At 65.4% G+C, this 19,287-nt stretch carries 31 protein-coding genes; 5 read left to right on the top strand and 26 right to left on the bottom strand.

What is annotated here, in order from left to right; translation table 11 throughout:
* Positions 1-85: 85 nt before the first annotated feature.
* The 23 genes from P3L18_RS02025 to P3L18_RS01915 all read right to left on the bottom strand — a co-directional run bounded on the left by P3L18_RS02025 (position 86) and on the right by P3L18_RS01915 (position 11,613).
* On the bottom strand, positions 86-2,581 hold the full coding sequence (locus P3L18_RS02025) for a phage/plasmid primase, P4 family (protein ID WP_276113076.1): 2,496 nt from the start codon (positions 2,579-2,581) through the stop codon (positions 86-88).
* Between the two features lie 139 nt (positions 2,582-2,720).
* Positions 2,721-3,047: a DUF4406 domain-containing protein gene (locus tag P3L18_RS02020; RefSeq protein WP_276113075.1), complete on the bottom strand. Its 327-nt coding sequence runs from the start codon at positions 3,045-3,047 to the stop codon at positions 2,721-2,723.
* A complete protein-coding gene (locus P3L18_RS02015; protein WP_276113074.1) occupies positions 3,047-3,253 on the bottom strand; it encodes a hypothetical protein in 207 nt (68 codons plus the stop codon). Before P3L18_RS02015 ends, P3L18_RS02020 begins: the two co-directional genes overlap by 1 nt.
* Positions 3,254-3,332: 79 nt before the next feature.
* Positions 3,333-4,013 (bottom strand): DNA methylase, encoded by a 681-nt coding sequence (locus tag P3L18_RS02010; protein WP_276113073.1) that lies wholly within the window; start codon positions 4,011-4,013, stop codon positions 3,333-3,335.
* Positions 4,010-4,303, bottom strand: a complete 294-nt coding sequence (locus P3L18_RS02005) for a hypothetical protein (RefSeq protein ID WP_276113072.1) — start codon at positions 4,301-4,303, stop codon at positions 4,010-4,012. The genes P3L18_RS02010 and P3L18_RS02005 overlap by 4 nt, the downstream gene beginning before the upstream one ends.
* The gene (locus P3L18_RS02000) at positions 4,300-4,638 is read right to left on the bottom strand and encodes a hypothetical protein (protein WP_276113071.1); all 339 of its coding nucleotides are present in this window, start codon (positions 4,636-4,638) and stop codon (positions 4,300-4,302) included. Before P3L18_RS02000 ends, P3L18_RS02005 begins: the two co-directional genes overlap by 4 nt.
* Positions 4,635-4,892, bottom strand: coding sequence for a hypothetical protein (locus P3L18_RS01995; protein WP_276113070.1), 258 nt, complete (start codon positions 4,890-4,892; stop codon positions 4,635-4,637). Before P3L18_RS01995 ends, P3L18_RS02000 begins: the two co-directional genes overlap by 4 nt.
* Positions 4,889-5,113: a hypothetical protein gene (locus P3L18_RS01990; RefSeq protein ID WP_276113069.1), complete on the bottom strand. Its 225-nt coding sequence runs from the start codon at positions 5,111-5,113 to the stop codon at positions 4,889-4,891. The genes P3L18_RS01995 and P3L18_RS01990 overlap by 4 nt, the downstream gene beginning before the upstream one ends.
* Positions 5,110-5,325 carry a hypothetical protein gene (locus P3L18_RS01985; RefSeq protein ID WP_276113068.1) on the bottom strand — a complete coding sequence of 72 codons (216 nt, stop codon included), beginning with the start codon at positions 5,323-5,325 and terminating at the stop codon, positions 5,110-5,112. The genes P3L18_RS01990 and P3L18_RS01985 overlap by 4 nt, the downstream gene beginning before the upstream one ends.
* On the bottom strand, positions 5,322-5,588 hold the full coding sequence (locus P3L18_RS01980) for a hypothetical protein (RefSeq protein ID WP_276113067.1): 267 nt from the start codon (positions 5,586-5,588) through the stop codon (positions 5,322-5,324). The genes P3L18_RS01985 and P3L18_RS01980 overlap by 4 nt, the downstream gene beginning before the upstream one ends.
* Positions 5,585-5,779: a hypothetical protein gene (locus tag P3L18_RS01975; RefSeq protein ID WP_276113066.1), complete on the bottom strand. Its 195-nt coding sequence runs from the start codon at positions 5,777-5,779 to the stop codon at positions 5,585-5,587. The genes P3L18_RS01980 and P3L18_RS01975 overlap by 4 nt, the downstream gene beginning before the upstream one ends.
* A complete protein-coding gene (locus tag P3L18_RS01970; RefSeq protein WP_276113065.1) occupies positions 5,779-6,615 on the bottom strand; it encodes a hypothetical protein in 837 nt (278 codons plus the stop codon). Before P3L18_RS01970 ends, P3L18_RS01975 begins: the two co-directional genes overlap by 1 nt.
* A 70-nt stretch (positions 6,616-6,685) precedes the next feature.
* The gene (locus P3L18_RS01965; RefSeq protein ID WP_276113064.1) at positions 6,686-7,282 is read right to left on the bottom strand and encodes a hypothetical protein; all 597 of its coding nucleotides are present in this window, start codon (positions 7,280-7,282) and stop codon (positions 6,686-6,688) included.
* 16 nt (positions 7,283-7,298) lie between these two features.
* Entirely contained in the window at positions 7,299-8,066 is a 768-nt protein-coding gene (locus P3L18_RS01960; RefSeq protein WP_276113063.1) for a hypothetical protein, read from the bottom strand.
* The gene (locus tag P3L18_RS01955) at positions 8,066-8,371 is read right to left on the bottom strand and encodes a hypothetical protein (RefSeq protein ID WP_276113062.1); all 306 of its coding nucleotides are present in this window, start codon (positions 8,369-8,371) and stop codon (positions 8,066-8,068) included. The genes P3L18_RS01960 and P3L18_RS01955 overlap by 1 nt, the downstream gene beginning before the upstream one ends.
* Positions 8,368-9,093, bottom strand: a complete 726-nt coding sequence (locus tag P3L18_RS01950) for a hypothetical protein (RefSeq protein ID WP_276113061.1) — start codon at positions 9,091-9,093, stop codon at positions 8,368-8,370. Before P3L18_RS01950 ends, P3L18_RS01955 begins: the two co-directional genes overlap by 4 nt.
* Before the next feature lie 13 nt (positions 9,094-9,106).
* The gene (locus tag P3L18_RS01945) at positions 9,107-9,229 is read right to left on the bottom strand and encodes a hypothetical protein (RefSeq protein ID WP_276113060.1); all 123 of its coding nucleotides are present in this window, start codon (positions 9,227-9,229) and stop codon (positions 9,107-9,109) included.
* Positions 9,229-9,411, bottom strand: a complete 183-nt coding sequence (locus tag P3L18_RS01940; RefSeq protein WP_276113059.1) for a hypothetical protein — start codon at positions 9,409-9,411, stop codon at positions 9,229-9,231. Before P3L18_RS01940 ends, P3L18_RS01945 begins: the two co-directional genes overlap by 1 nt.
* Positions 9,411-9,749, bottom strand: coding sequence for a hypothetical protein (locus P3L18_RS01935; RefSeq protein WP_276113058.1), 339 nt, complete (start codon positions 9,747-9,749; stop codon positions 9,411-9,413). Before P3L18_RS01935 ends, P3L18_RS01940 begins: the two co-directional genes overlap by 1 nt.
* Positions 9,746-9,943: a hypothetical protein gene (locus P3L18_RS01930; RefSeq protein WP_276113057.1), complete on the bottom strand. Its 198-nt coding sequence runs from the start codon at positions 9,941-9,943 to the stop codon at positions 9,746-9,748. Before P3L18_RS01930 ends, P3L18_RS01935 begins: the two co-directional genes overlap by 4 nt.
* Entirely contained in the window at positions 9,940-10,365 is a 426-nt protein-coding gene (locus P3L18_RS01925; RefSeq protein WP_276113056.1) for a hypothetical protein, read from the bottom strand. Before P3L18_RS01925 ends, P3L18_RS01930 begins: the two co-directional genes overlap by 4 nt.
* Positions 10,362-10,982, bottom strand: a complete 621-nt coding sequence (locus tag P3L18_RS01920; RefSeq protein ID WP_276113055.1) for a hypothetical protein — start codon at positions 10,980-10,982, stop codon at positions 10,362-10,364. The genes P3L18_RS01925 and P3L18_RS01920 overlap by 4 nt, the downstream gene beginning before the upstream one ends.
* Before the next feature lie 388 nt (positions 10,983-11,370).
* The gene (locus tag P3L18_RS01915; RefSeq protein WP_276113054.1) at positions 11,371-11,613 is read right to left on the bottom strand and encodes a helix-turn-helix transcriptional regulator; all 243 of its coding nucleotides are present in this window, start codon (positions 11,611-11,613) and stop codon (positions 11,371-11,373) included.
* A gap of 213 nt (positions 11,614-11,826) precedes the next feature.
* On the opposite strand from P3L18_RS01915, the gene P3L18_RS01910 reads away from it, so the two are divergent.
* Together P3L18_RS01910 and P3L18_RS01905 are read left to right on the top strand one after the other, a co-directional pair.
* Entirely contained in the window at positions 11,827-12,279 is a 453-nt protein-coding gene (locus P3L18_RS01910) for a helix-turn-helix transcriptional regulator (protein WP_276113053.1), read from the top strand.
* Between the two features lie 154 nt (positions 12,280-12,433).
* A complete protein-coding gene (locus P3L18_RS01905) occupies positions 12,434-13,507 on the top strand; it encodes a tyrosine-type recombinase/integrase (RefSeq protein ID WP_276113052.1) in 1,074 nt (357 codons plus the stop codon).
* Between the two features lie 247 nt (positions 13,508-13,754).
* On the opposite strand, the gene P3L18_RS01900 is transcribed toward P3L18_RS01905, so the two are convergent.
* Both P3L18_RS01900 and P3L18_RS01895 read right to left on the bottom strand, forming a co-directional pair.
* Positions 13,755-14,252, bottom strand: a complete 498-nt coding sequence (locus P3L18_RS01900) for a PPOX class F420-dependent oxidoreductase (RefSeq protein ID WP_276113051.1) — start codon at positions 14,250-14,252, stop codon at positions 13,755-13,757.
* Positions 14,253-14,365: 113 nt separating this feature from the next.
* Positions 14,366-15,097 (bottom strand): IclR family transcriptional regulator, encoded by a 732-nt coding sequence (locus P3L18_RS01895; RefSeq protein ID WP_006371032.1) that lies wholly within the window; start codon positions 15,095-15,097, stop codon positions 14,366-14,368.
* Positions 15,098-15,203: 106 nt separating this feature from the next.
* Here P3L18_RS01895 and leuC point away from each other — a divergent pair, with 106 nt between their 5' ends.
* The 3 genes from leuC to P3L18_RS01880 all read left to right on the top strand — a co-directional run bounded on the left by leuC (position 15,204) and on the right by P3L18_RS01880 (position 18,145).
* Positions 15,204-16,682: a 3-isopropylmalate dehydratase large subunit gene (gene leuC, locus P3L18_RS01890; protein WP_276113050.1), complete on the top strand. Its 1,479-nt coding sequence runs from the start codon at positions 15,204-15,206 to the stop codon at positions 16,680-16,682.
* A gap of 80 nt (positions 16,683-16,762) precedes the next feature.
* Positions 16,763-17,356, top strand: a complete 594-nt coding sequence (leuD, locus tag P3L18_RS01885; RefSeq protein WP_006371034.1) for a 3-isopropylmalate dehydratase small subunit — start codon at positions 16,763-16,765, stop codon at positions 17,354-17,356.
* 189 nt (positions 17,357-17,545) lie between these two features.
* Positions 17,546-18,145: an HU family DNA-binding protein gene (locus P3L18_RS01880; RefSeq protein ID WP_276113049.1), complete on the top strand. Its 600-nt coding sequence runs from the start codon at positions 17,546-17,548 to the stop codon at positions 18,143-18,145.
* 162 nt (positions 18,146-18,307) lie between these two features.
* Here P3L18_RS01880 and P3L18_RS01875 read toward each other — a convergent pair whose 3' ends face one another.
* Positions 18,308-19,246, bottom strand: coding sequence for a bifunctional NUDIX hydrolase/histidine phosphatase family protein (locus P3L18_RS01875; protein ID WP_006371036.1), 939 nt, complete (start codon positions 19,244-19,246; stop codon positions 18,308-18,310).
* Positions 19,247-19,287: the final 41 nt, after the last annotated feature.

Raw genomic sequence — 19,287 nt, 5'->3', positions numbered from 1 at the left:
TGGTCGCTGCGGTCGCTGCGCGCTTCGAGCGGAGCGACCGATCGAAGCGACCGTTCTGGAGATATCGGTCCCTGTGGATAACTCGTCATTCCGGGTTCCTCGGATCGTCAATCTCGGCCTCAATAAGGGAGACTCCTCGATAGAATTTGCGGCTGTTCGATAGCGCGATCGTGGTGCCGGTTCTGCGTCTCATCTCGCGCCCAAACGTCTGCGCGGATAGCTCGGTCACCCCGTTGGCTCGACACCACGAGGAGTAGGCGGCTCGGACCTTGGTGGTGTCGGCCTTGACGATGTCGCTACCGGGTGCGAGGTGCAGGCAGTCGCCGACGAACTGACCGAACGCGTCCTCTTCGCGCTCGTAGGCCGCGGTGGCCTCGATGACCGAGCGCGGCTCGTTCAGGCCCGCCATGGCCGCCTGAGCGCCCTCGACGATCCACGCGAGAATGCCTGGCCCTTCCTCATCGACCAGAATGGATTTCAGATTGTCGATGCGGTCCTTTTCCGGCACGGTGTGCTCGAACGGGATAAGCCGCAGTCGCCGCCAGAAGGAATTGCCGCCCATTTTCACCGACGGCTGATGATTACCCGACAGAATGAGCGTGTGACTGGGCGTGAATTCGAATGGGTTCGCATACAGGAATCGCGCCGAGAGCCTGTCGCCACCGGTGAGTGTCTTGACGCGCTGCTCGTCGAACTTGCCGTCCTCGTCGACCTCGGAGCAGATCGCCAGGCGCGCCCCTGCCAGGCGGGCGAGTTCGGTGTCGTGGCTGTACTTTCCCGCGATCAGCACGTGGCTGGGCACGGTGATGGCGTAGTCGCCGAGCACGTCGAGCAGCACGTCGGTGAGGACGCTCTTGCCGTTGGCGCCGGCGCCGTGCAGGAATGGCAGGATGTGGTGGGTGACGCGGCCGGTGGCGGCGTATCCGACGACTCGCTGGATGTAGTCGATGAGTTCGATGTTGCCGCCGAAGGTGTCGGTGAGGAACGCGTCCCACCGTGGGGTGGGCATGTCGAAGTCGCAACCGACAGCGGTGAGCTTGGTGTGGTTCTCGGTGGGCCGGTGCTCGTGCTGCGTCCCGGTCTCGAGGTCGACGGTGCCAGTCGGGGTGTTCAGCAGATAGGGGTGGGCGTCGAGCTCGTCGGCGGTGACCCGGATGCGCCGGTCGCGTCGCGCGATGGCGACCATGTTCTCCAGGCCCGATCTGCCCTGCGATTTGCGGCGGAATGCCTGCTCGATGTCGCTGGTGGCCGGCAGCCCGTCGGCGGTCGCGATGGCGGCGTCGAGGGCGGGGCTGTCGTCGTCGCTGATCCGCCAGCGCATCCCGTCCCAGGAGAGCCAGGCGCGTCGGGTGGGGTTGTAGCGCAGTCGTCCGCCGTGGTGGTGCACGAGCTGTCTGGCGTTGCCGAGGTCGGTGCGTTCGGTCTGTAGCGGCTGCCCGGCGGGTGCGAGGGCCGCGGTGCCGTTGCTGGCGGGTCGGGGCGCGGTGGACATGGCGGTGATGTTGTCTCCGTCGAGGATCACGAGTTCGGGTGTGTGGCTGTGGTTGCCGAGTTCGCGGTCGAGTTGGCCATCGCTCATCACCGCGGCCCGCTGCTCGCCCCACACGAGCCCGTCACGGACTTCCGACGGCGCGACGTTGCGGGCGTTCGACCCGGCGGCGCAGAGGTCTTCGAGGCGGCGCGTGAGGGTGTCGATCGCGGCCGTGTGGTCGCTGTCGGTGATGCAGCCCTTGCGGCGCGCGCACGCCAGCCGGGTGGCTTGGGCGAGCATCCACGGGTGCCGCGCGTCGGGCTTCTCGGTCGCCCAGGATGCGACCATCTTCTGCACGTACCCGCAGGTGCGTTCTGCCCACGTCCAGGTGCCGGTGTCGACGGGGTCGGTCAGCAGGGGATCGCTGGTGAGCTCGGCGATGCCATAGGCGTCGAGAGCGTCGAGGATTTCGCCGTACGTCAGCGGTGTTCCGGTGTCGGCGGCCGCGGTGGCGGGCACCGGATCACCCTTGTGGTTGGTGGTCTCGGGGACGCGCAGGATGCGGGGGAGGTCGAAGACGGAGTCGACCGCGATGCCGCGTGTTGCGGCGATGGTGGAGACCAGGCGCCCCCACCGTTTGAGGATGACGCCGGCGACCATCGTGCGTTCGGGGCTGTCGAGGATGGCGTTGTCCTCGTCGTCGATCGCCCAGATGGGTTGCAGCCCATGCCCCGACGCGATGGTGAGGGTGGGGCGGGTGCCGATCGCGATGGACAGGTCGGCGATGAGGTCGTGGGCCGCGTCGAGGTCGGGGCAGGCGCCGGGTTTGACGTCGAGGTCGGCCCAGAGTGCGGCGAGGCGGGTGATGGTGTCAGCGCCGCCGCGGGGTCCGGTGCGTGGCGGCCCGGTGACGGGGTTGATGGAGAACCACACGTCGGCGCCGGTGAGCGTGGTGGCGATGGTGGTGACGACGCCGGGGGTGTTGACGTGGGTGGTGAAGGGCCCGTCGCCGGTCTTGTGGCAGAGGGCGACGTGTTCGGTGCCGTCGTGCCCGAGGTGATCGAGGGCGTCGGCGAAGGTGAGTGTGGTCGGCGTTGACCTGGTGTTCATTCGCGTCTGTTCCTCGTATCAGTGTGCTGTTCAACAGGTTTCGTCCCCCACAAACACCCCGCGCACACCCGTCGCCGCCAGTCGGAGGAGGCGAGTCGGGCATGGCAGCGGGTGCAGCGGGGGTGGCGGTGGCGGGGCATCAGGACGCCGCCCAGTTGTCGCCGCCGATGGCCCACCATTCGACGCTCTCGACTCGCATCCCGAGCGCGGTGGCGACGTGGACCTCCAACTGCGCACCTCGTGACTTCTCCCAGCCGTGCAAGGTCGCGACACTGTCGCAATGTTCGAGCATGGCCAGGAGATCCTTACGGAGGTAGTCAGCCCACGATTGGCCGTCACCTTCGCCGAACTCGTGGGGTGACACCACGTCAAGGCCGATGAGCCGCAGCCGATCTGCTGCGGACTGGAAGGCGGGGAAGTTGCAGTCGGGATAGCCGGTCATCGGGCCGGAAATGTAGATGGCCATCACGCCTCACCCCGTACCCAGGCGCCATCGACGTAGTGCCCATCGAGCACGCCGGGCTTAGGCTCGGCACCACCCGTGCAGTGGAGCCAGTCGTCATCGGTGAAGTGTCGCCAGCCCTCGAAAGTCTCGTCGGAGAAGTGGTTCCACATCACAGCCCATTTGATTGCTTTGTTGCAGTGCTTACAGATCGCAATCCGTTGTGGCATCACTTCACCTCCATCCGCCACACGGCGACAGCAGCCGCACACAGGAGGGTGGCGAGCTCGATTAGGTTGAGGAGGGGCATCACGCCACCGCCTTCAGCGACGCCATGATCTGTCGACCAATGAACTCGGTGTACGCCGGAGGTATCGCCTCAGCCAGTTCCTCGCGTGTGCACCAGCCGATTCCCATGATGTTGCGGGCGTGAGCGATTGGGCTGACATGCCCGGAAATCGACATGATCGTGCCCGGCGTCCAATGCCCAGCCTTCGACGCGGGCACCACATGCTTCGGATGGCCGGGTGCAATTAATGGCAGGTTCGACTCGAACAGCCGATGCCGGTACAGCTCGCGGCCGAACATGGTTCCGCACAACATGACCGGATCGATTAGCGGAGCACCTGGCACGTTCTCGATGACGTATGGTTTGCCTAGACGCTTCAAGAGTTCTCGCACTGGAGCTACGAGGTCGGGGTACTTCTCGGCGATATCCGGCCTGCACTTCGACATGGCGCTATACCTTTGACATGGCGGTGAAGCATGCACCGCCACCACGCGACCTAAAGTTCCTGCTACTAGAGGTTTGAATGGGCCACCCACCAGGTCTCTAAGGAGCTGCATCGCATCCGTCTGAATGAATTTGTCTCCGCAATAGTTCGGCTGCGGGTGCAGGTCCACACCTACAACGTAGAAGCCTGCATCCTGGTAACCCTTGGTTGCGCCGCCTGCACCACAAAACAGGTCTAGGAGTACTGGTCGACTCATCGTCCCTCCCCGTCGTCCCCGGCACGCTCAGCGGCGTCGGCAGCGGCGAGGAGAGCAGCGGCGTACCGGCGGGCCTCGGCTTGGGTGAACACGTGCAGATCGGTCACAACGAGCGGTCGCTCCACCCAGACATGGTCACCAGCCACCGCATAGTCGGCGGTCTCCGGCAAGTCCGGCTTCTCCACCACCGAAAACCCGTTGGCGTGCAAGGCATCGAGGATGCGCTGGGCTGCCTCATCGTGAGTGCTGTCGTCGTCAAGCGCACTGATGATCGTTTCGTATGCACTCACTGTCCACTCCCCTCAGCGTCGCCGAGGATGCGAACGACTTTCTGCCGGTACCGCTCGGGCACCTTGTCGGCCATGCCGTCTGCTATTAGGCGGCTATACCGGACCATCTTCGTGGCGTATTCAAGCCATTCGTGAGCGTCGTTGTATTCTCCAATGCCGTCAGCGGCGTCGTGCAACTGATCGGATGCCACTTCCAACATCGCCCGCACCTGCTCGATCACGTTGCGGGCCTTGGCGAGTTCGGCCAGTAGTTCCTCGACGACCGGCCCCCACGTCTCTACGCCGATTGGCGGGTCAGCTAGTAGGTCCCGCGCCCGGTCTTCTACGTCGCTCACGTCAGCTCCTCCTCGGCGTAAACGAGACGCGCTGTGGCACAGGGCCATACATCGCTGCACTCGTAGCACGTGAGCGGCACCACGCCGGACTGCATGTCACACGGCTGATGCAGCTCCCGTATCGGTGCAGCCATCTCACGGGCGGCGGCGATCAGTCCGGGAGGTGCCTCGTTGTCGATCACCGGCAGGGTCGTCGGGCCTCTGCCGTCATCCCACGCCCGCTGTGCCGCTGCAAAGGCTGGGTCGCCGCTCATCCCTTGTCCGCCTCTCGCACACGCCGGATGATGGCGGCACAGGCCGAATTCCAGCCTTCTCGATAAGCGACCCGAAGAGAGGCATGCGGGTGTTCCGGGTACTTCTCTTCGGAGTGGAATCCGAGTGCTTTGAGGTCGTCGTCGACTTCCCTGTCGGTCGGCTCGGGAAGCTCGCACAGATCGGCCAGCTCCCGGTACTGCTCGGATGTCATGTCGGTCATCGGGATTCCTCCAGGTCGTCCAGGTACATCTCGTGTGTGCGGCGCAGATTCTTCGCGGCGAGCACACGCGCGAAAGCCTCGTCACGGTCGCTGCTGCTCGCGTAGTAGAACTCGTCGCGGCTCATCCGCGCTATGGTCGGGTAGGCGATGATCATGGTCTCCCGGTATTCGACCGGGAACTGTTCGACTGTCAGAGTTGCGTTGTCGGTCATCGGGATTCCTCCCATCGGAAGTGTTCACACGGGCGCGAATCAGGCCCATCGAAATCAGGCGCCGGGTATCGAATGTCTTTGAGCAGGGGCGCTTCCGTCTCCTTGCGTCCCCAGATGGTGAGGATGCAGGGGTCTCCGTATTCGCCGCCGAGGTCACTCCGGCCACTGATCGGTGCGTACGGTGCGGCTGGCCCGTTGTGGGAGCGGCCCACCTTGTCGATGAGTTCTTCACGCTCGGTGCAGGTGATGGGGTGCCAGGTCATCGGGATTCACCGCCATCGGCGGGCTTGCTGTGCCGACGCCCGCGCACGAGCGTTACCGCACGCAGAATCCCTTCAGCCAGCGCCTCGGCTTCATCTACGGTGAGCCAGTACATCTCGTCGATGACCACCTCGTCGAAATTGTCGACCTCAATGTCCAGTGGTGAGCCACTGTGAATGCTGAGGTTTCCCATCACTTCTCACCGCCGTCCCGCAGGAGGTTGGCGGCGAGGTCGGTGAATTCGCGTGCCGAGGCCAGTCGGGGTCCGGCACGCCAATCGTCTTTTTCGGCTATGACCTGGGAGATTAGGCGGGATGCGCCGAGAGAGGCTATGTTGGCCAGCTGTCGACGCACCTCCGGACTCAAAGAGGCGATGACTTCCGCGCGGCGATCAGAGTCCATTGCGAGGAGTTGGCCGTTGCTGATGCCGCGATGGAACGGCGCCTCGCCATCGTCTTTCGCTTTGCGATCCCCGTCCCGCAGGAGGTTGGCGGCGAGGAGGTTTCGTGCGGTTTCGTAGTCCAACGCGTCCGGGGGGCTGTCGACGGCGATCACCTTCGCCGCCTTTTCGATCAGCTCCTCATCCGAGTCGGCCTGCTGCTGGGCGGCTTCGAGACGGTCGATGTAGTCGAGCACGGCCTCACGGACGCGCTCACCAGGACCCTCGCCGTCCTCACCGCCACCCAGTTCTGAATTCGGGACGCCGCCTATCCAGTCGCGCACGAAGTCACCGTGCGCCGGGTTGGTGTGGTCAGGCTCCGGGAGCTGCGCGTCAGGGCAGCCATCGGTGAGATGGCCCAGGCAATCACCGTCGGACTCCTGGGCCAGTTGCTCACGACACATGATGAGGTCGGCTTCGAGGGTGCGGACCTGCTCGCGGCGTTGGCCGGCCAACTCCTGCCAGTAGTCGCGGTCGGTGGTCATCTGCTCGAGATGGACTGCGGGAGTGAAGAGGTCGGTGCTGCCGTCGGCGTTGATCATCGTCACGCTCTGTGCGCGGACGACAGGTCTGGGTCTGGGTGTGGTCATGGCGACTCCGGGGTGGTGGTGATGTCGGCTGCCCCGCAACCCCTTACGGGGCAGCCGACATCAGTGGGTGTTACTGCTGGGCGGCGCGGATCGCGGCCTTGGTGGCCTCGGGCATGGCTGCCCACTGGTCGGCGGTGAATCCGGCCGGCACCTCGTCAGAGTCGGGCGTGGGAGCGGTCGTGGTGGCCGGCTGTGCACCCGCCTCGGGCTCGCCGCCGCCAAGGTCGACGAGCGGTGCCCGATAGGACGCCTCGTACTGCTTGGGCGCGTTGTAGCCCTTGCGGGACGGCTCCCCGTCGCCGGAGTAGGTGAGGGTCAGCGTGCCGCCGCGCGCGATCGCCCGCGCGCCGGTGGCTGCCATCACCGCGGCGAGGACCGCCGCCATGCTCGACTTCGATTCGGGCTTGCGGGGACCTCGGAGGTAGACCGAGCGCTTGCCGTCGTCGAACGGGGTGTCGCGGATCTCGGTCTGCAGCTCGACCCGAACCATCATCTTCGGTTTGCCGTCGTCCCAGACTGCGGGCTGACCGGTCTGCATGTCGGTCTGCTGGACCTGCTCGATGTCGGTGATACGTCCCGTTACGGACGCGCCGACGGTGTCGAATGCGAACGAGTTGCCTTCGCCGCCGAGGTCAAATGCGTTGCTGCTCATGGTGTTGGTGCTCACTTTCACTATTAGGTGGTCAGAGCGCGAATGCGCCCTGGGGGGCCGACACGGTGGTGTCGGAGTCTTTGCCGCCCATGCACTGGAAGGGCCCGGGGTGTCGCGACTGGTACGGGCACACCCAGCAGCCGTCGGGAGTGGCGGGGATGTCGTTGATGCGTTCGGGGTGTTCGCCGAGTTGCAGATCCCAGATGAGCGCGGTGACGGTGTCGATGCGGGCAAGGGTTTCGTCGACGACGGCGTCGCTATAGGGCTCGGTCCACAGGTGGGCGTGCTTGAGTTGTCCACCGCGGGGCAGGAAACAGATGCCGACGTGCTCAACGGGGAGTCCGAGGTTGCGCCAGCCGCGTCCGTACAGGTGTGCTTGGCGGCGGTAGGTTTCAGACGGGCCTTGCCTGCGGTAGGTGTCCATGCGGCTGGTGCCGGGGAACTTCCAGTCGATGACGGTGTTGGTCGCCATGTCATAGAGGTCGCAGGTGCCGGCGAGTCCTTCGCGCACGGTGACGCGGTGTTCGGCGAGCCAGCGTGACGGCTTGCCCTCGGCAACGAGGCGAGCGTTGGCGCGCTGCGCGAAGTCTTCGACGCGGCTGTGGGCCCCGGTGCCGACGACTGAGGGGAGCGGATCGTCGAAACTGTTGACCTTGGGCGCGTGGAGCAGTCCGAGGGCGAGTTTGCGTAGGCACGGGTGGCCGACTTCGGACGGGCCGAGGGCGACTTGCTGGCTGCGGTCGTCGCCTTTCGCGCCGTCGATGATGAGGGCTTTGAGGTCGTCGAGCTCGGTGGCCATCACTCGATCACCTTGAACACGCGGTTGCCGTCAACGAGTTCGGTGTATTCCTCGACGATCTCGGGGCGCGCCTTTTCGAGTGCCTTCTTGTTGAACCGGCGAGTCTTGGCGTTGTGCTTCCAGGTGACGACGGTGTGGCCGTCGAGCTTGCCGATCTCGTTGTCGCCCAACGCGAGTTCGATGTCGGTGCGCAGGGTGGCCTTCGTTTCGGTGAGGACTTTGATCTGGGCGTCGAGGGCCTTGTAGGCGTCGAGTTTGTCGCGCACGGCATCGAGGTCGACGGTGCCGGGTTCGAGAGTGGTCATCGGGACATCTCCGCATCATCGGCGTGCAGCGGTCCCATAACCTGCCGCCACGGCTCGGTGAGGAGGTCGTAGTGCTCTTGGGTGTATCCGTTGGTGCCGATCAGATCCCGAGTGACGAGAGCCCAAGCGGCGTCCCGAGCGGCGCCCCAAGCGGCGTCCCGAGCGGCGCCCCAAGCGGCGTCCCGAGCGGCGGCCCAAGCGGCGGCCCGAGCGGCGTCCCGAGCGGCGCCCCAAGCGGCGGCCCGAGCGGCGTCCCAAGCGGCGTCCCAAGCGGCGTCCCGAGCGGCGCCCCAAGCGGCGGCCCGAGCGGCGTCCCAAGCGGCGTCCCAAGCGGCGGCCCCAGCGGCGCCCCCAGCGGCGGCCAGGTCAGTGATCTGCCGGGGGGTAGCGCCGGAGATCGCACGGACCTGGGCCACGATCTCGTGCCATTGCGGCCCGAATGTCTCGGCCAACTCCGCGTCGGTGATCTCCGATTCCGCGAGGTAGGTGATCACCTCATCAGAGGTGCGCCCGTGCTCGTCGTTCCAGACCTCGGCGCGATGGCGTCGGCGAAACACCTCTCGCGCGATGTATCCGTCACCGGGGACTGGCGAGCACAGGCGCAACGCCCCGGTCAGGCACACATGGCCGTCGGCGTCCTGTTCGGTCCCCTGTGTCCACCCGTGCTCACGGATGTAGTCGGCGGCGAGGTGTGGAAGTAGGTTCAGATTGTCGATGCTCATGATTCGTTGTCTCTCAATCAGTCTCGTTGTCGTCGTCGATCGGCTCGTTGGGCCAGATGAACGCGAGGATGGTGGTGGAGATGAAGCCGCCAATGATCCCGACGGCGACGATCGCGGTGAAGGTCGTGGGGTCCATCAGGCGACCTCGCCGATCCAGTCGGCCCAGTCGATGTCGTCGTCGTGCTCGGGCGCATCGGTGGGCATGGCGGGGCAGGGGTCGTCGTCGGCGTCATGGAAGCCGCCGCACCACGGGCAGTCGACGAGGTCGTCGTAGAAGCTGTCGGGTTCGCCGGCGATGTCGTGGAGGCCAGGAAGCATCACGCACCGCCGTTCGGGACGAGGCGCAGCGTCGCGCCGGACTCGGGCGGGAACGCCATCACCGAGGCGACGAGTTGCAGCGCGCGGACGAGGGTGTGGGAGTGGGCCGAGATCATGCGCAGTCCGGAGCGGGCGGTGGTGATCCGCACGGCGGCCAACGGTTCGTCGGCGTTCCACTCGGGGAACCGGTCAGGATTGACGCCGATGACGTCGACATGGGCGCCATGCTCGGAGGTGTAGGTGAGCATCGAGGTGTCGGGGCCGGCGGCCTCGCCGATCTGCTCGATGAGCCGTCCGAGTACTTCGGCGGTCGAGACGGTAGGGAGCGTGGTGGTCATGACGCCGCCTTTCCGTAGCGGGGGCAGCCGGCGGCGATCCAGGCGTCGACGGCGGCTTCGGTGATGAACCAGGTGCCGCGGGGTTGCGACTGTGAGCCGTGGAGTGCGCCGGAGCGCAGCGCGTCGCCGACGACGGTTGTGCCGCGCCCGGTCATCTCGACGACGTCGGGGATGCTGAGCGTTTTGCGATTCATGCCGACACCGCCTCGGTCATCAATGCAGCAAATTCCTTGAGGTGTCCGTACTTTCGCTTGAGTGATGCGATCTCACGTTCGAGGTCGCGCAAGAGCACCTTGCGGCCGAAGTCGTTGGCGATGACCTCTTCCGTTGGTGCGTAGCCCTCGGTTTCGGGCTTGTCGCCACCACGTACCGAGGAGAATGCGCGAACACTGCGCCGCTCGGTGACTGGGGCCGATTCGGGGAAGCTGATCTTCACCGACCGGATGAGTTGCTGAGCTTGAACCCGGCGGTATGCCTCGCCCGCCAGTGCGTCGTTCCACTCGAAGCGGTGGTGCAAGGGAGAATCGGTGGGCCGCGCGTCGTCCACGACGTCCTGCGGGGTGAGTTGGCCCCGTTCGACGTATAGGGATGTCAGGTGTGCTCGAAGGTCGCTCATCGGGCCACCTCAATGTCGCGCGAGTGGTCGATCATGTAGGTGCCGAACTCGCCGGACTTCTGCGGCCGCCATTCGCCGACGCCGACGCCCATGCCGCCGGCATCGATCAGGGAGAGTACGGAGTCGCGAGATAGGGAGCTGGTGACAAAGGAGACGTTGAGGACGGCGCTCCACTCGGAGAACTCGCCGCGGTATCGAAGGTCTGTGCCTTGGCCGACGCGGACGACGTCTTCACGCATGTGCGGTTCGCCGTCGATCTGGACGAGTTGTTGCGGATCAGCCTTGGTGAGAATGCCTTTGAAGAAGAGCATCTGTCGCAAGCTGGTCATGGTGACCGACTTGTCGTAGAAGCGAGCGGCGCCGATGGTCGCGGCCTTGAACGCAAGGACCGGGAAGCCGTAGCGGTCACCCTCGTCGGTGGCGATCCGGTAGAAGCTGGCCTCGTAGTCGGCCTGCGGGTCGCGGATCTCCTTGACCTTCTTCTTGCCCTGTTGGGCGTCGAGCATCTGCCGCTTGGCTTTGTCGGACCAGCGGTGAACGATGAGGGGGGTGGTGCCGATGATCGGGACCGTGAGGGTTTCGACATCGATTTTGTTGAGCTGAATCTGATCAGACATCTGGTAATCTCCTTGTGTCAGTTGGACTTGCTGATTTCTGTGATGGCCCCGGTGTTGTGAGCACCGGGGTTGTCTGTTGTGTGGCCCAGGCGGGCCAAGCCTCGACTTGCGCAGCCTTGCCCTGCCTGCCGCGCCTAACCGGGGCATACCTAGTTCGGCCTTGCCTTTCCACGCCTGCCAAAACCAAGCCATTCCGAGCCGCACCGCACCGTTCCGCGCCGCGCCATGCCGTGCCTGCCGGAGCAAGCCCTGACTCGCCACGCCTTGCCAATCCATGCCTGCCGAATCGCGCCACGCCTTGCTGTGCCAATCCGCGCCCTGCCCTGCCTGCCAAGCCCTGCCCTAACGAGCCCTACCCAGACCAGCCATGCCAAGGGCACTGGGTTGATCAAGCCGCCGTGTCGTCGGGTATGACGTCGAAAAGATCTGTGAAGCAGTCGCTCCCGAACGCTTCGATGCACCCCGCGATGAACCGGGGGCCGGGAGCGCTCTTACCGGTGAGGACTCGGGAGACGGTGCCGGAGTCGACGCGGATACGTTCAGCGAACGCATAGTCCTTGTCGAGCCCAGTGAGCCGTCGGATCTTCGAGAGTCCCGGCTGGTTGAGGCGCAGGGTGGCCAACACTTTCACCTCCTCTGTAGTGCGGTATTGCGTTGACGCCTATGAATGTACGCATGACTAGGCGTGTACGCAATATGCTCGAGTCACGATTAGGTAACGGGCTTGAATTGCGTGCATGACATGCAGAAACACACGCCTGTAATTCCCTCAACTGGGTAGTTGCGTAGACGCAACCGCGTTTCGCCTAGTGATGAGATTGCGTGGACGCATTACGGTGTCTCTATGGCGAACGACTGGTGGGGGTACATCACCCGGCATGCGGGTGAGCGATTGACGCAGAAGCAGATCGCAGAGGTATCCGGAGTCGATCAGTCGACGATCTCTCGGTGGAAGCGCGAAGGTGCGAACAAGCCGGAGAACATCATCAAGTTCGCCAGGGCGTTTCGACGCCCGCCGGTGGAGGCACTCATAGCGGCTGGGTACCTGACCGAGAACGAGGCTGCCGACGTAGTGACGATCCGACCGGTCGCGGCGGATCTAACCGATGACGCACTTCTCGACGAGGTGCGTCGGCGTATGACCGGAGGCAGCAATGCAGTGGAAGATGATGAGGAACAGGGAGCACCGAGCCAGGCGGTCAAAAGCCAGAAGACTTCAGACGACGCGGAGGATCGGGCGACCGACGCCGTTCGGAACATCGGTGAAGCACCTGAGCAGAGCGAGGAAGTCCTCTAACTCCGCATCGGACAGTAACCGGGTGTCAAACCTTCGGGCAGCTGTGGTGATGTCATCGAGGATGTGTTCTCGGTCTCGCATGTCTGATTTGTACCTGACGACACCGACAGTTTTCGCACATTCGTTCGATTAGTCTGGTGTGTAGGAGGTTCACATGGGATCGATCTCGAAGTACCCCGTCGGCGCCGGCCACCGGTGGGAAGTGCGCTACCGCAAGCCGACCGGCCAGCAGACCCGCAAGCGCGGATTCGCTTCGAAGGCCGCCGCCACCGCGTATCTGCACCAGGTGGAGACCGACAAGGCGGCGGGCACCTATGTCGACCCGTCGCGCGGTCGCGTCACAGTGACGGAATGGGCGACGCTCTGGCTCGACGGCAAGGCGAACATCGCGACGTCTACCAAGTCTCGGTACCAGTCGATCATCGACACCTGGATCACGCCGACGTTCGGGTCGACTGCGGTGTCGTCGGTGCGGCATATCGACGTGCAGGCGTGGGTGAGTGGCCAGGACTGCTCAGCGGCCAGCGTGGTGAAAAACCATCGAGTGCTCTCGCAGATCCTCGAACTGGCTGTCCGTGATCAGCGCATCCCCTCGAATCCGGCGCGCGGAGTGAACCTGCCTCGGGTCAAACATGCGAAGCGGCGCTACCTCACCGCCGCGCAGGTGGAGGAGTTGGCGACGGCCGCCGAGGGGTGGCGCCCGTTGGTGCTGCTGCTCGCTTACACCGGCCTGCGGTGGGGGGAGATGGCGGCGCTGCAGGTGGCCGACGTCGACATGCTGCGCCGCAGGCTGCATGTGGCCCGGGCGGTGACGGTCGTCGACGGTCGGTTCGTGTGGGGGGAGCCGAAGGACCACGAGCAACGCTGGGTCCCGATCCCGAAGTCGGTGGCTGCCGAGCTCGCGAATCACATGGCGGGTAAACGGCGTGACGACCTGGTGTTCAAGGGTGAGCGGTCTGGTGGGCCGTTGCGGGTAAAGGCGGCCCGGGAATCGTGGTTCGACGACGCGGTGGTCGCGGCGAAGTGCCCTGACGGGCTGACGCCGCACGAGCTGAGACACACCGCGGCGTCGCTGGCGATCAGCGCGGGCGCGAGCGTGTTGGCAGTGCAACGGATGTTGGGGCACGCGAAGGCGTCGATGACGCTCGACGTGTACTCCGATCTGTTCGACGACGACCTGGATTCGGTCGCGACAGCTCTCGACGAAATCCGCAGGCAGGCGATGTGAGTGGACACAGCGGTGGACACACAGACCTGATTTTCGTTGTCCAAGAGTGGATGAGCCTGGAGATGCATGGTGTTGTCCTACAACGGATATCGCCTCTACCGGCACCGCCCGACTGGCCTCTCAAGGCGGTAGCGCGGGTTCGAATCCCGTCGGGGCTACAGAGAAAGGCGCCCTTCCCGGTAATCCCGGGGAGGGCGCCTTTCGCTTGTGCAGCCGGGGATGTTATCGACGCCGGAGGCAGCGGTGCCTACAGATACTGGGCCGTCGATCCGGACACCGGCGTCTGTGGCAGACCGAGCTTGCGGTGATCCCAGGAGCGCGTCCGGCTTCCGGTGATGCGTACCGCGACGCGCTTGTTCATCATCTGCTCGACGAAGGGTTTGGATTCCTCGGTGTACGGGGCGGTGTAGCGCTCCCACACCGAGATACCCACCTGCAGGCAGGAATCGGCGTCGTCGAGGATCTCCGCGGTGCCCTCGATGGCCACGCCGCGCAAGGTGCCGTAGGTGTCGCCGTCCTCGATGAGAACCGAACACCGATTGTTGCGCCGGAGATTGACGGCCTTCTGCGACTTGGCCTTCGTCTCGAACCAGATCTCGCCGTCGATGATCCCGTACCACATGGCAACGAGATGAATGCTGCCGTCGGGTCCGGTCGTGGCGAGGGTGGCGGTTCGGCTGCGGGCGATGAACTCCTCGATCTCGTCGGGACTCATCACGATCTGGGTGCGCTGGTTTGTGCCCATTGCCCGGTCACTTCCTCCTCATGCCCGCGACCGGAAACCCGTCCGCGGATTCCTGTGGTTCATCTCTGTGTGGTTCGTGCCTGTGGTTCCTCACCGACGCTAACCCAGTGGCCCTATCGGGCCGACACCAACCTCTTGTGGATGGCGTCGGCGGCGGCGAGAAGATCCGCGGCCCAGCGGGCCCCGGGCCGGCGTCCCATCCGGTCGATCGGCCCCGAAACCGAGATCGCGGCAACGACTTCGCCTGCCGCATCGCGTACCGGGGCCGAGACGCTGGCGACGCCCGCCGCACGCTCACCGGCACTCTGTGCCCACCCGCGTCGTCGGATGTCGTGCAGTGAGCGGTCGCTGAAGGCACTGTCGGCCAAGAGGTGTCGCTGTGTGCTCGTGTCGGCCCACGCCGCGAGGACCTTCGCGGCCGACCCGGCGGTCATCGGGAACCGGGTGCCCACCGGGACGGTGTCCCGCAGGCCGGTCGGTGGTTCCATTGCCGCGATACACACCCGCTCGGAGCCTTCGCGGCGATACACCTGGACCGATTCGCCGGTGATCTCCCGCAGTCGCGGCAGCACCATCAGTGCGGCCTCGCGCACCGGATCATGTGCCGAGGAGGCGAGTTCGCCCAAGGCCGGCCCGGGATACCAGCGGCCGGCGGCGTTGCGTGCGAGCAGGCGGTGCGTCTCGAGTCCCACCGCGAGTCGATGCGCGGTGGCCCGGGGCAGGCTGGTGCGTTCGCACAATTCCGTGAGATTGCACGGGGTCTCGGCGATGGCGCGCAGGACGGTGACCGACTTGTCGAGGACACCGATTCCGCTGCTGGGCTCCGATGCGCTATCCTTTCCCATAGGACGATACTAGCTGTCCAAATACTGAGATGCACGTCGGTCGGTGATCCGCAGCCCATTCCGGTCGCCGACAGCGACTTTGCCAGAGACGGATGCGAGTGCAGCCATGACGAACAACCCAGCCGGATCGAACAGCCCTGCGGGCGCGACATACAGCGCTGCGGACACCCCGAACACCCCAACGGGGCCACGCACTCTCGCCGAGAAGGTCTGGGAGGACCACGTCGTCGTCCGCGGGGACGGGGCGTCGAAACCCGACCTGATCTACATCGATCTCCATCTGGTCCACGAGGTCACCAGTCCACAGGCCTTCGACGGTCTGCGGCTCGCAGGCCGTCCCGTGCGCCGGCCCGACCTGACGATCGCCACCGAGGATCACAACGTCCCGACGATCAAGACCGATCTCATCGCCGACCCGGTGTCGCGCACGCAGGTCGAGACCCTGCGTCGTAATTGCGAGGAATTCGGTATCCGGCTGCACCCCATGGGAGATGCCGAGCAGGGCATCGTGCACGTCGTCGGCCCGCAACTGGGACTGACCCAGCCGGGTATGACGGTGGTCTGCGGCGACTCGCACACCTCGACCCACGGCGCATTCGGTGCGCTGGCAATGGGAATCGGCACCTCCGAGGTCGAGCACGTCCTCGCGACCCAGACGCTGTCCCTGCGTCCCTTCAAGACCATGGCCATCACCGTCGACGGTGATCTGCCGACCGGCGTCACGAGCAAGGACCTCGTCCTGGCCGTCATCGCCGAGATCGGTACCGGCGGCGGGCAGGGCTACGTCCTCGAATACCGCGGCTCGGCCATCGAGAAACTGTCGATGGAAGCGCGGATGACCATCTGCAACATGTCGATCGAGGCCGGCGCCCGCGCCGGGATGATCGCGCCCGACGCCGTCACCTACGAGTACCTGCGGGGCCGCCCCAACGCCCCCACCGGCGCCGACTGGGATGCGGCGGTGGCCTATTGGGATTCGTTGCGCACCGATCCCGGCGCGGAGTTCGACGCCGAGGTCCGCATCGACGCCGCCACGCTCTCTCCGTTCGTGACCTGGGGAACCAATCCCGGCCAGGGCGCGCCACTGTCGGCGACGGTGCCCGATCCGGCCGACATGGGCGACGAAACCGCCTCCGGCGCAGCAGCCAAGGCGCTGCAATACATGGACCTCACGCCCGGCACCCCGCTGCGCGAGGTGGCCGTCGACACCGTGTTCGTGGGCTCGTGCACCAATGGACGGATCGAGGATCTGCGTGCCGTTGCCGAAATCCTCAAGGGCCGCAAAGTGGCAGACGGACTCCGGATGCTGGTGGTGCCCGGGTCGATGCGCGTGCGTGCACAGGCCGAGGAGGAGGGTCTCGGTGAGATCTTCACTGCCGCAGGCGCCGAGTGGCGTCAGGCCGGATGCTCGATGTGCCTCGGGATGAACCCCGACCAACTCGCCCCGGGTCAGCGCTGTGCCTCGACCTCCAACCGCAACTTCGAGGGCCGGCAGGGTAAGGGTGGGCGAACTCACCTCGTCTCACCGGCCGTGGCCGCCGCCACCGCGGTGCGCGGCACCTTGTCCTCGCCCGCAGACCTGTAGCGCCCCAGAAGTCTTGGCCTTCGGCGGGAACTCCCGGCGAGTCCCCGCCACACCTCTCATTCGCAGACCGGAGTCACATCATGGAACCCTTCATCGAGCACACCGGGATCGGCGTGCCGTTGCGCCGCAGCAACGTCGACACCGACCAGATCATCCCCGCCGTCTACCTCAAACGGGTCACCCGAACCGGATTCGAGGACGGACTCTTCGCCGGCTGGCGCTCCGATCCGGACTTCATCCTCAATGCCGAACCCTGGAATCGCGGTTCGGTCCTGGTCGCCGGACCTGACTTCGGGACCGGGTCGTCGCGCGAACATGCCGTCTGGGCGCTGTCGGACTTCGGTTTTCGGGTGGTCATCTCCTCCCGGTTCGCCGACATCTTCCGGGGCAACGCGGGCAAAGCGGGCCTGGTGGCCGCCCAGGTCGAGCAATCCGACGTCGAACTGCTGTGGAAGCGACTCGAGGAGCAGCCCGGCCTCGAAGTGACTGTGAGCCTTCCCGAGCGGACGGTGACCGCAGCAGACCTCGTGGTGCCGTTGACAATTGATGACTACACGCGGTGGCGTCTGATGGAGGGCCTCGACGACATCGGCCTGACATTACGGCAGGTAGACGCGATTTCCGAGTACGAGAACGGGCGGCCCGCCTTCAAGCCGGTGACCCTGCCGGCCTGAGTTCTGCTCCCGGGTTCGACCTCTCGGCAAGCCCCGAACGCCATCGACGGAACGTGTTAGCGGCCTGAAATTTTCGCAACACGTCCCGTCGATTGGCGTGGAAGATGGACGTTTTCGCCTCGGACGTTTACCGTGTGGGGTTAGCTGGCTATATCAGATACGGCCAGAACAGCTTGCGGAGGTATATCAATGAACAAGGCAGAGCTCATCGATGAGCTGACCAAGAAGCTCGACGCTGATCGCAAGACCGCGACCGAAGCGGTCGAGCTGATCGTCGACACCATCGTCCGCGCGGTGAACCGCGGCGAGAGTGTCACCATCACCGGGTTCGGTGTCTTCGAGAAGCGTCGTCGCGCACCGCGCGTCGCACGCAACCCGCGTACCGGTGAGACCGTGAAGGTGCGCGCCACCTCGGTTCCGGCGTTCCGTCCGGGCGCGCAGTTCAAGGCCGTCGTCGCCGGCAAGCAGAAGCTCTCGGCGACCGGTCCGGCCGTCAAGCGCGGAAGCGGTGCGGGCACCACCACCGCCGCGAAGAAGACCGCGGCGAAGAAGGCCCCGGCCAAGAAGACCGCGGCAAAGAAGGCTCCCGCCAAGAAGACCGCCGCCAAGAAGGCCCCGGCCAAGGCCACTGCAACCAAGACCGCCGCCAAGAAGGCGCCGGCCAAGACCACTGCAGCGAAGAAGACCGCGGCGAAGAAGGCTCCCGCCAAGAAGACCGCGGCAAAGAAGGCTCCCGCCAAGAAGACCGCCGCCAAGAAGGCTCCCGCCAAGAAGACCACCCGGCGCTGAGCCCGCAACCGGGGCACACCCGGGGCGACCACGATCGCACTCACCCCTGACGAACTTCCCTCGTCAGGGGTGAGTTGCTGTGTGGGGCCCCGCCATCGACGAGTTGCGGTCGGCTCAGTGATCGAGTCGCCTTCGGCTCAGTGGTGACGAGTCGCCTTCGGCTCAGTGATCGAGACGCGGGAGAGGAGAATCGATGTGGTCGGCCGCCACCAGAGTGCCGGCGAGTGCCGAGAGCACCCACACACTTCCCTTGCGGTTGCGCGCCTTCGGCAAGGTGAGACCGTCGTGCTCGGCCCACCACTGCATCAGCGGCGGAATCACCTTGCCCTGACTACACACCGCACGCACCCGCCCATCCCCGGGCTCGGCGAGTTCCCTGATCCGCGCACGGGCCGGCGCCGGGTCGTCGGCATAGGCCGCCTCCGACAACGTGGGTTCCTCGATGATGGTGCCCCCGAGACGATCTCGGGTCGGGGCGAGAGTCTCGACGCAACGGACCGGGTTCGCACTGTGCAATTCGGTCACCCCGAACGCCGCCAGTAAGGGCACCAGCGCCCGCGCCTGCTCCCGACCCACCGCGTCGAGAGGGCGCGTCCGGTCCTCACCCCGATACCGAGAACGACTGCCCGCACGCGCATGCCGCACCAGCAGCAACGTCGTGAGCTCGACGGGTAACCGCGTGAACTCCTCCAGCACGGAACGATCCAGCCGATAGCTCAGGCGATCCGCCGCCTGCTCCGTCGACAACCAATCCAGCTCGTCGACCTCATGATTGGCCTCGAAGCGCCCACCCACCGACTCCGCCGACCAGTACCGGACATGCTTGCGGCCGTGCGGCAGATCGTAGGACACCGTCGTCAGCAGCCGACCCAGACGCACCACATGCCCGGTCTCCTCGTCGATCTCCCGGACAGCGGTATCGATCAGGGTCTCACCGGCGTCGAGCTTGCCCTTGGGCAACGTCCAATCGTCATACCGCGGGCGGTGCACCACCCCGATCTGCACCGTCCCCTTCGATCGGCGCCACAACACCCCACCGGCCGCCCAAACGGTCCTGGCGGGAGCGCTCTTCTGCGAATCCGACTTGCCCGACTTGGACATCGCCTCGTGTACACCTCTGCTCTTGTCGACACCCGTGAACC

It is taken from the genome of Gordonia sp. N1V, from assembly GCF_029269935.1.
Taxonomy (GTDB): domain Bacteria; phylum Actinomycetota; class Actinomycetes; order Mycobacteriales; family Mycobacteriaceae; genus Gordonia; species Gordonia polyisoprenivorans.
Note: the sequence above shows the minus strand (reverse complement) of the source record. Positions and strands in the feature narration are given on the sequence as shown.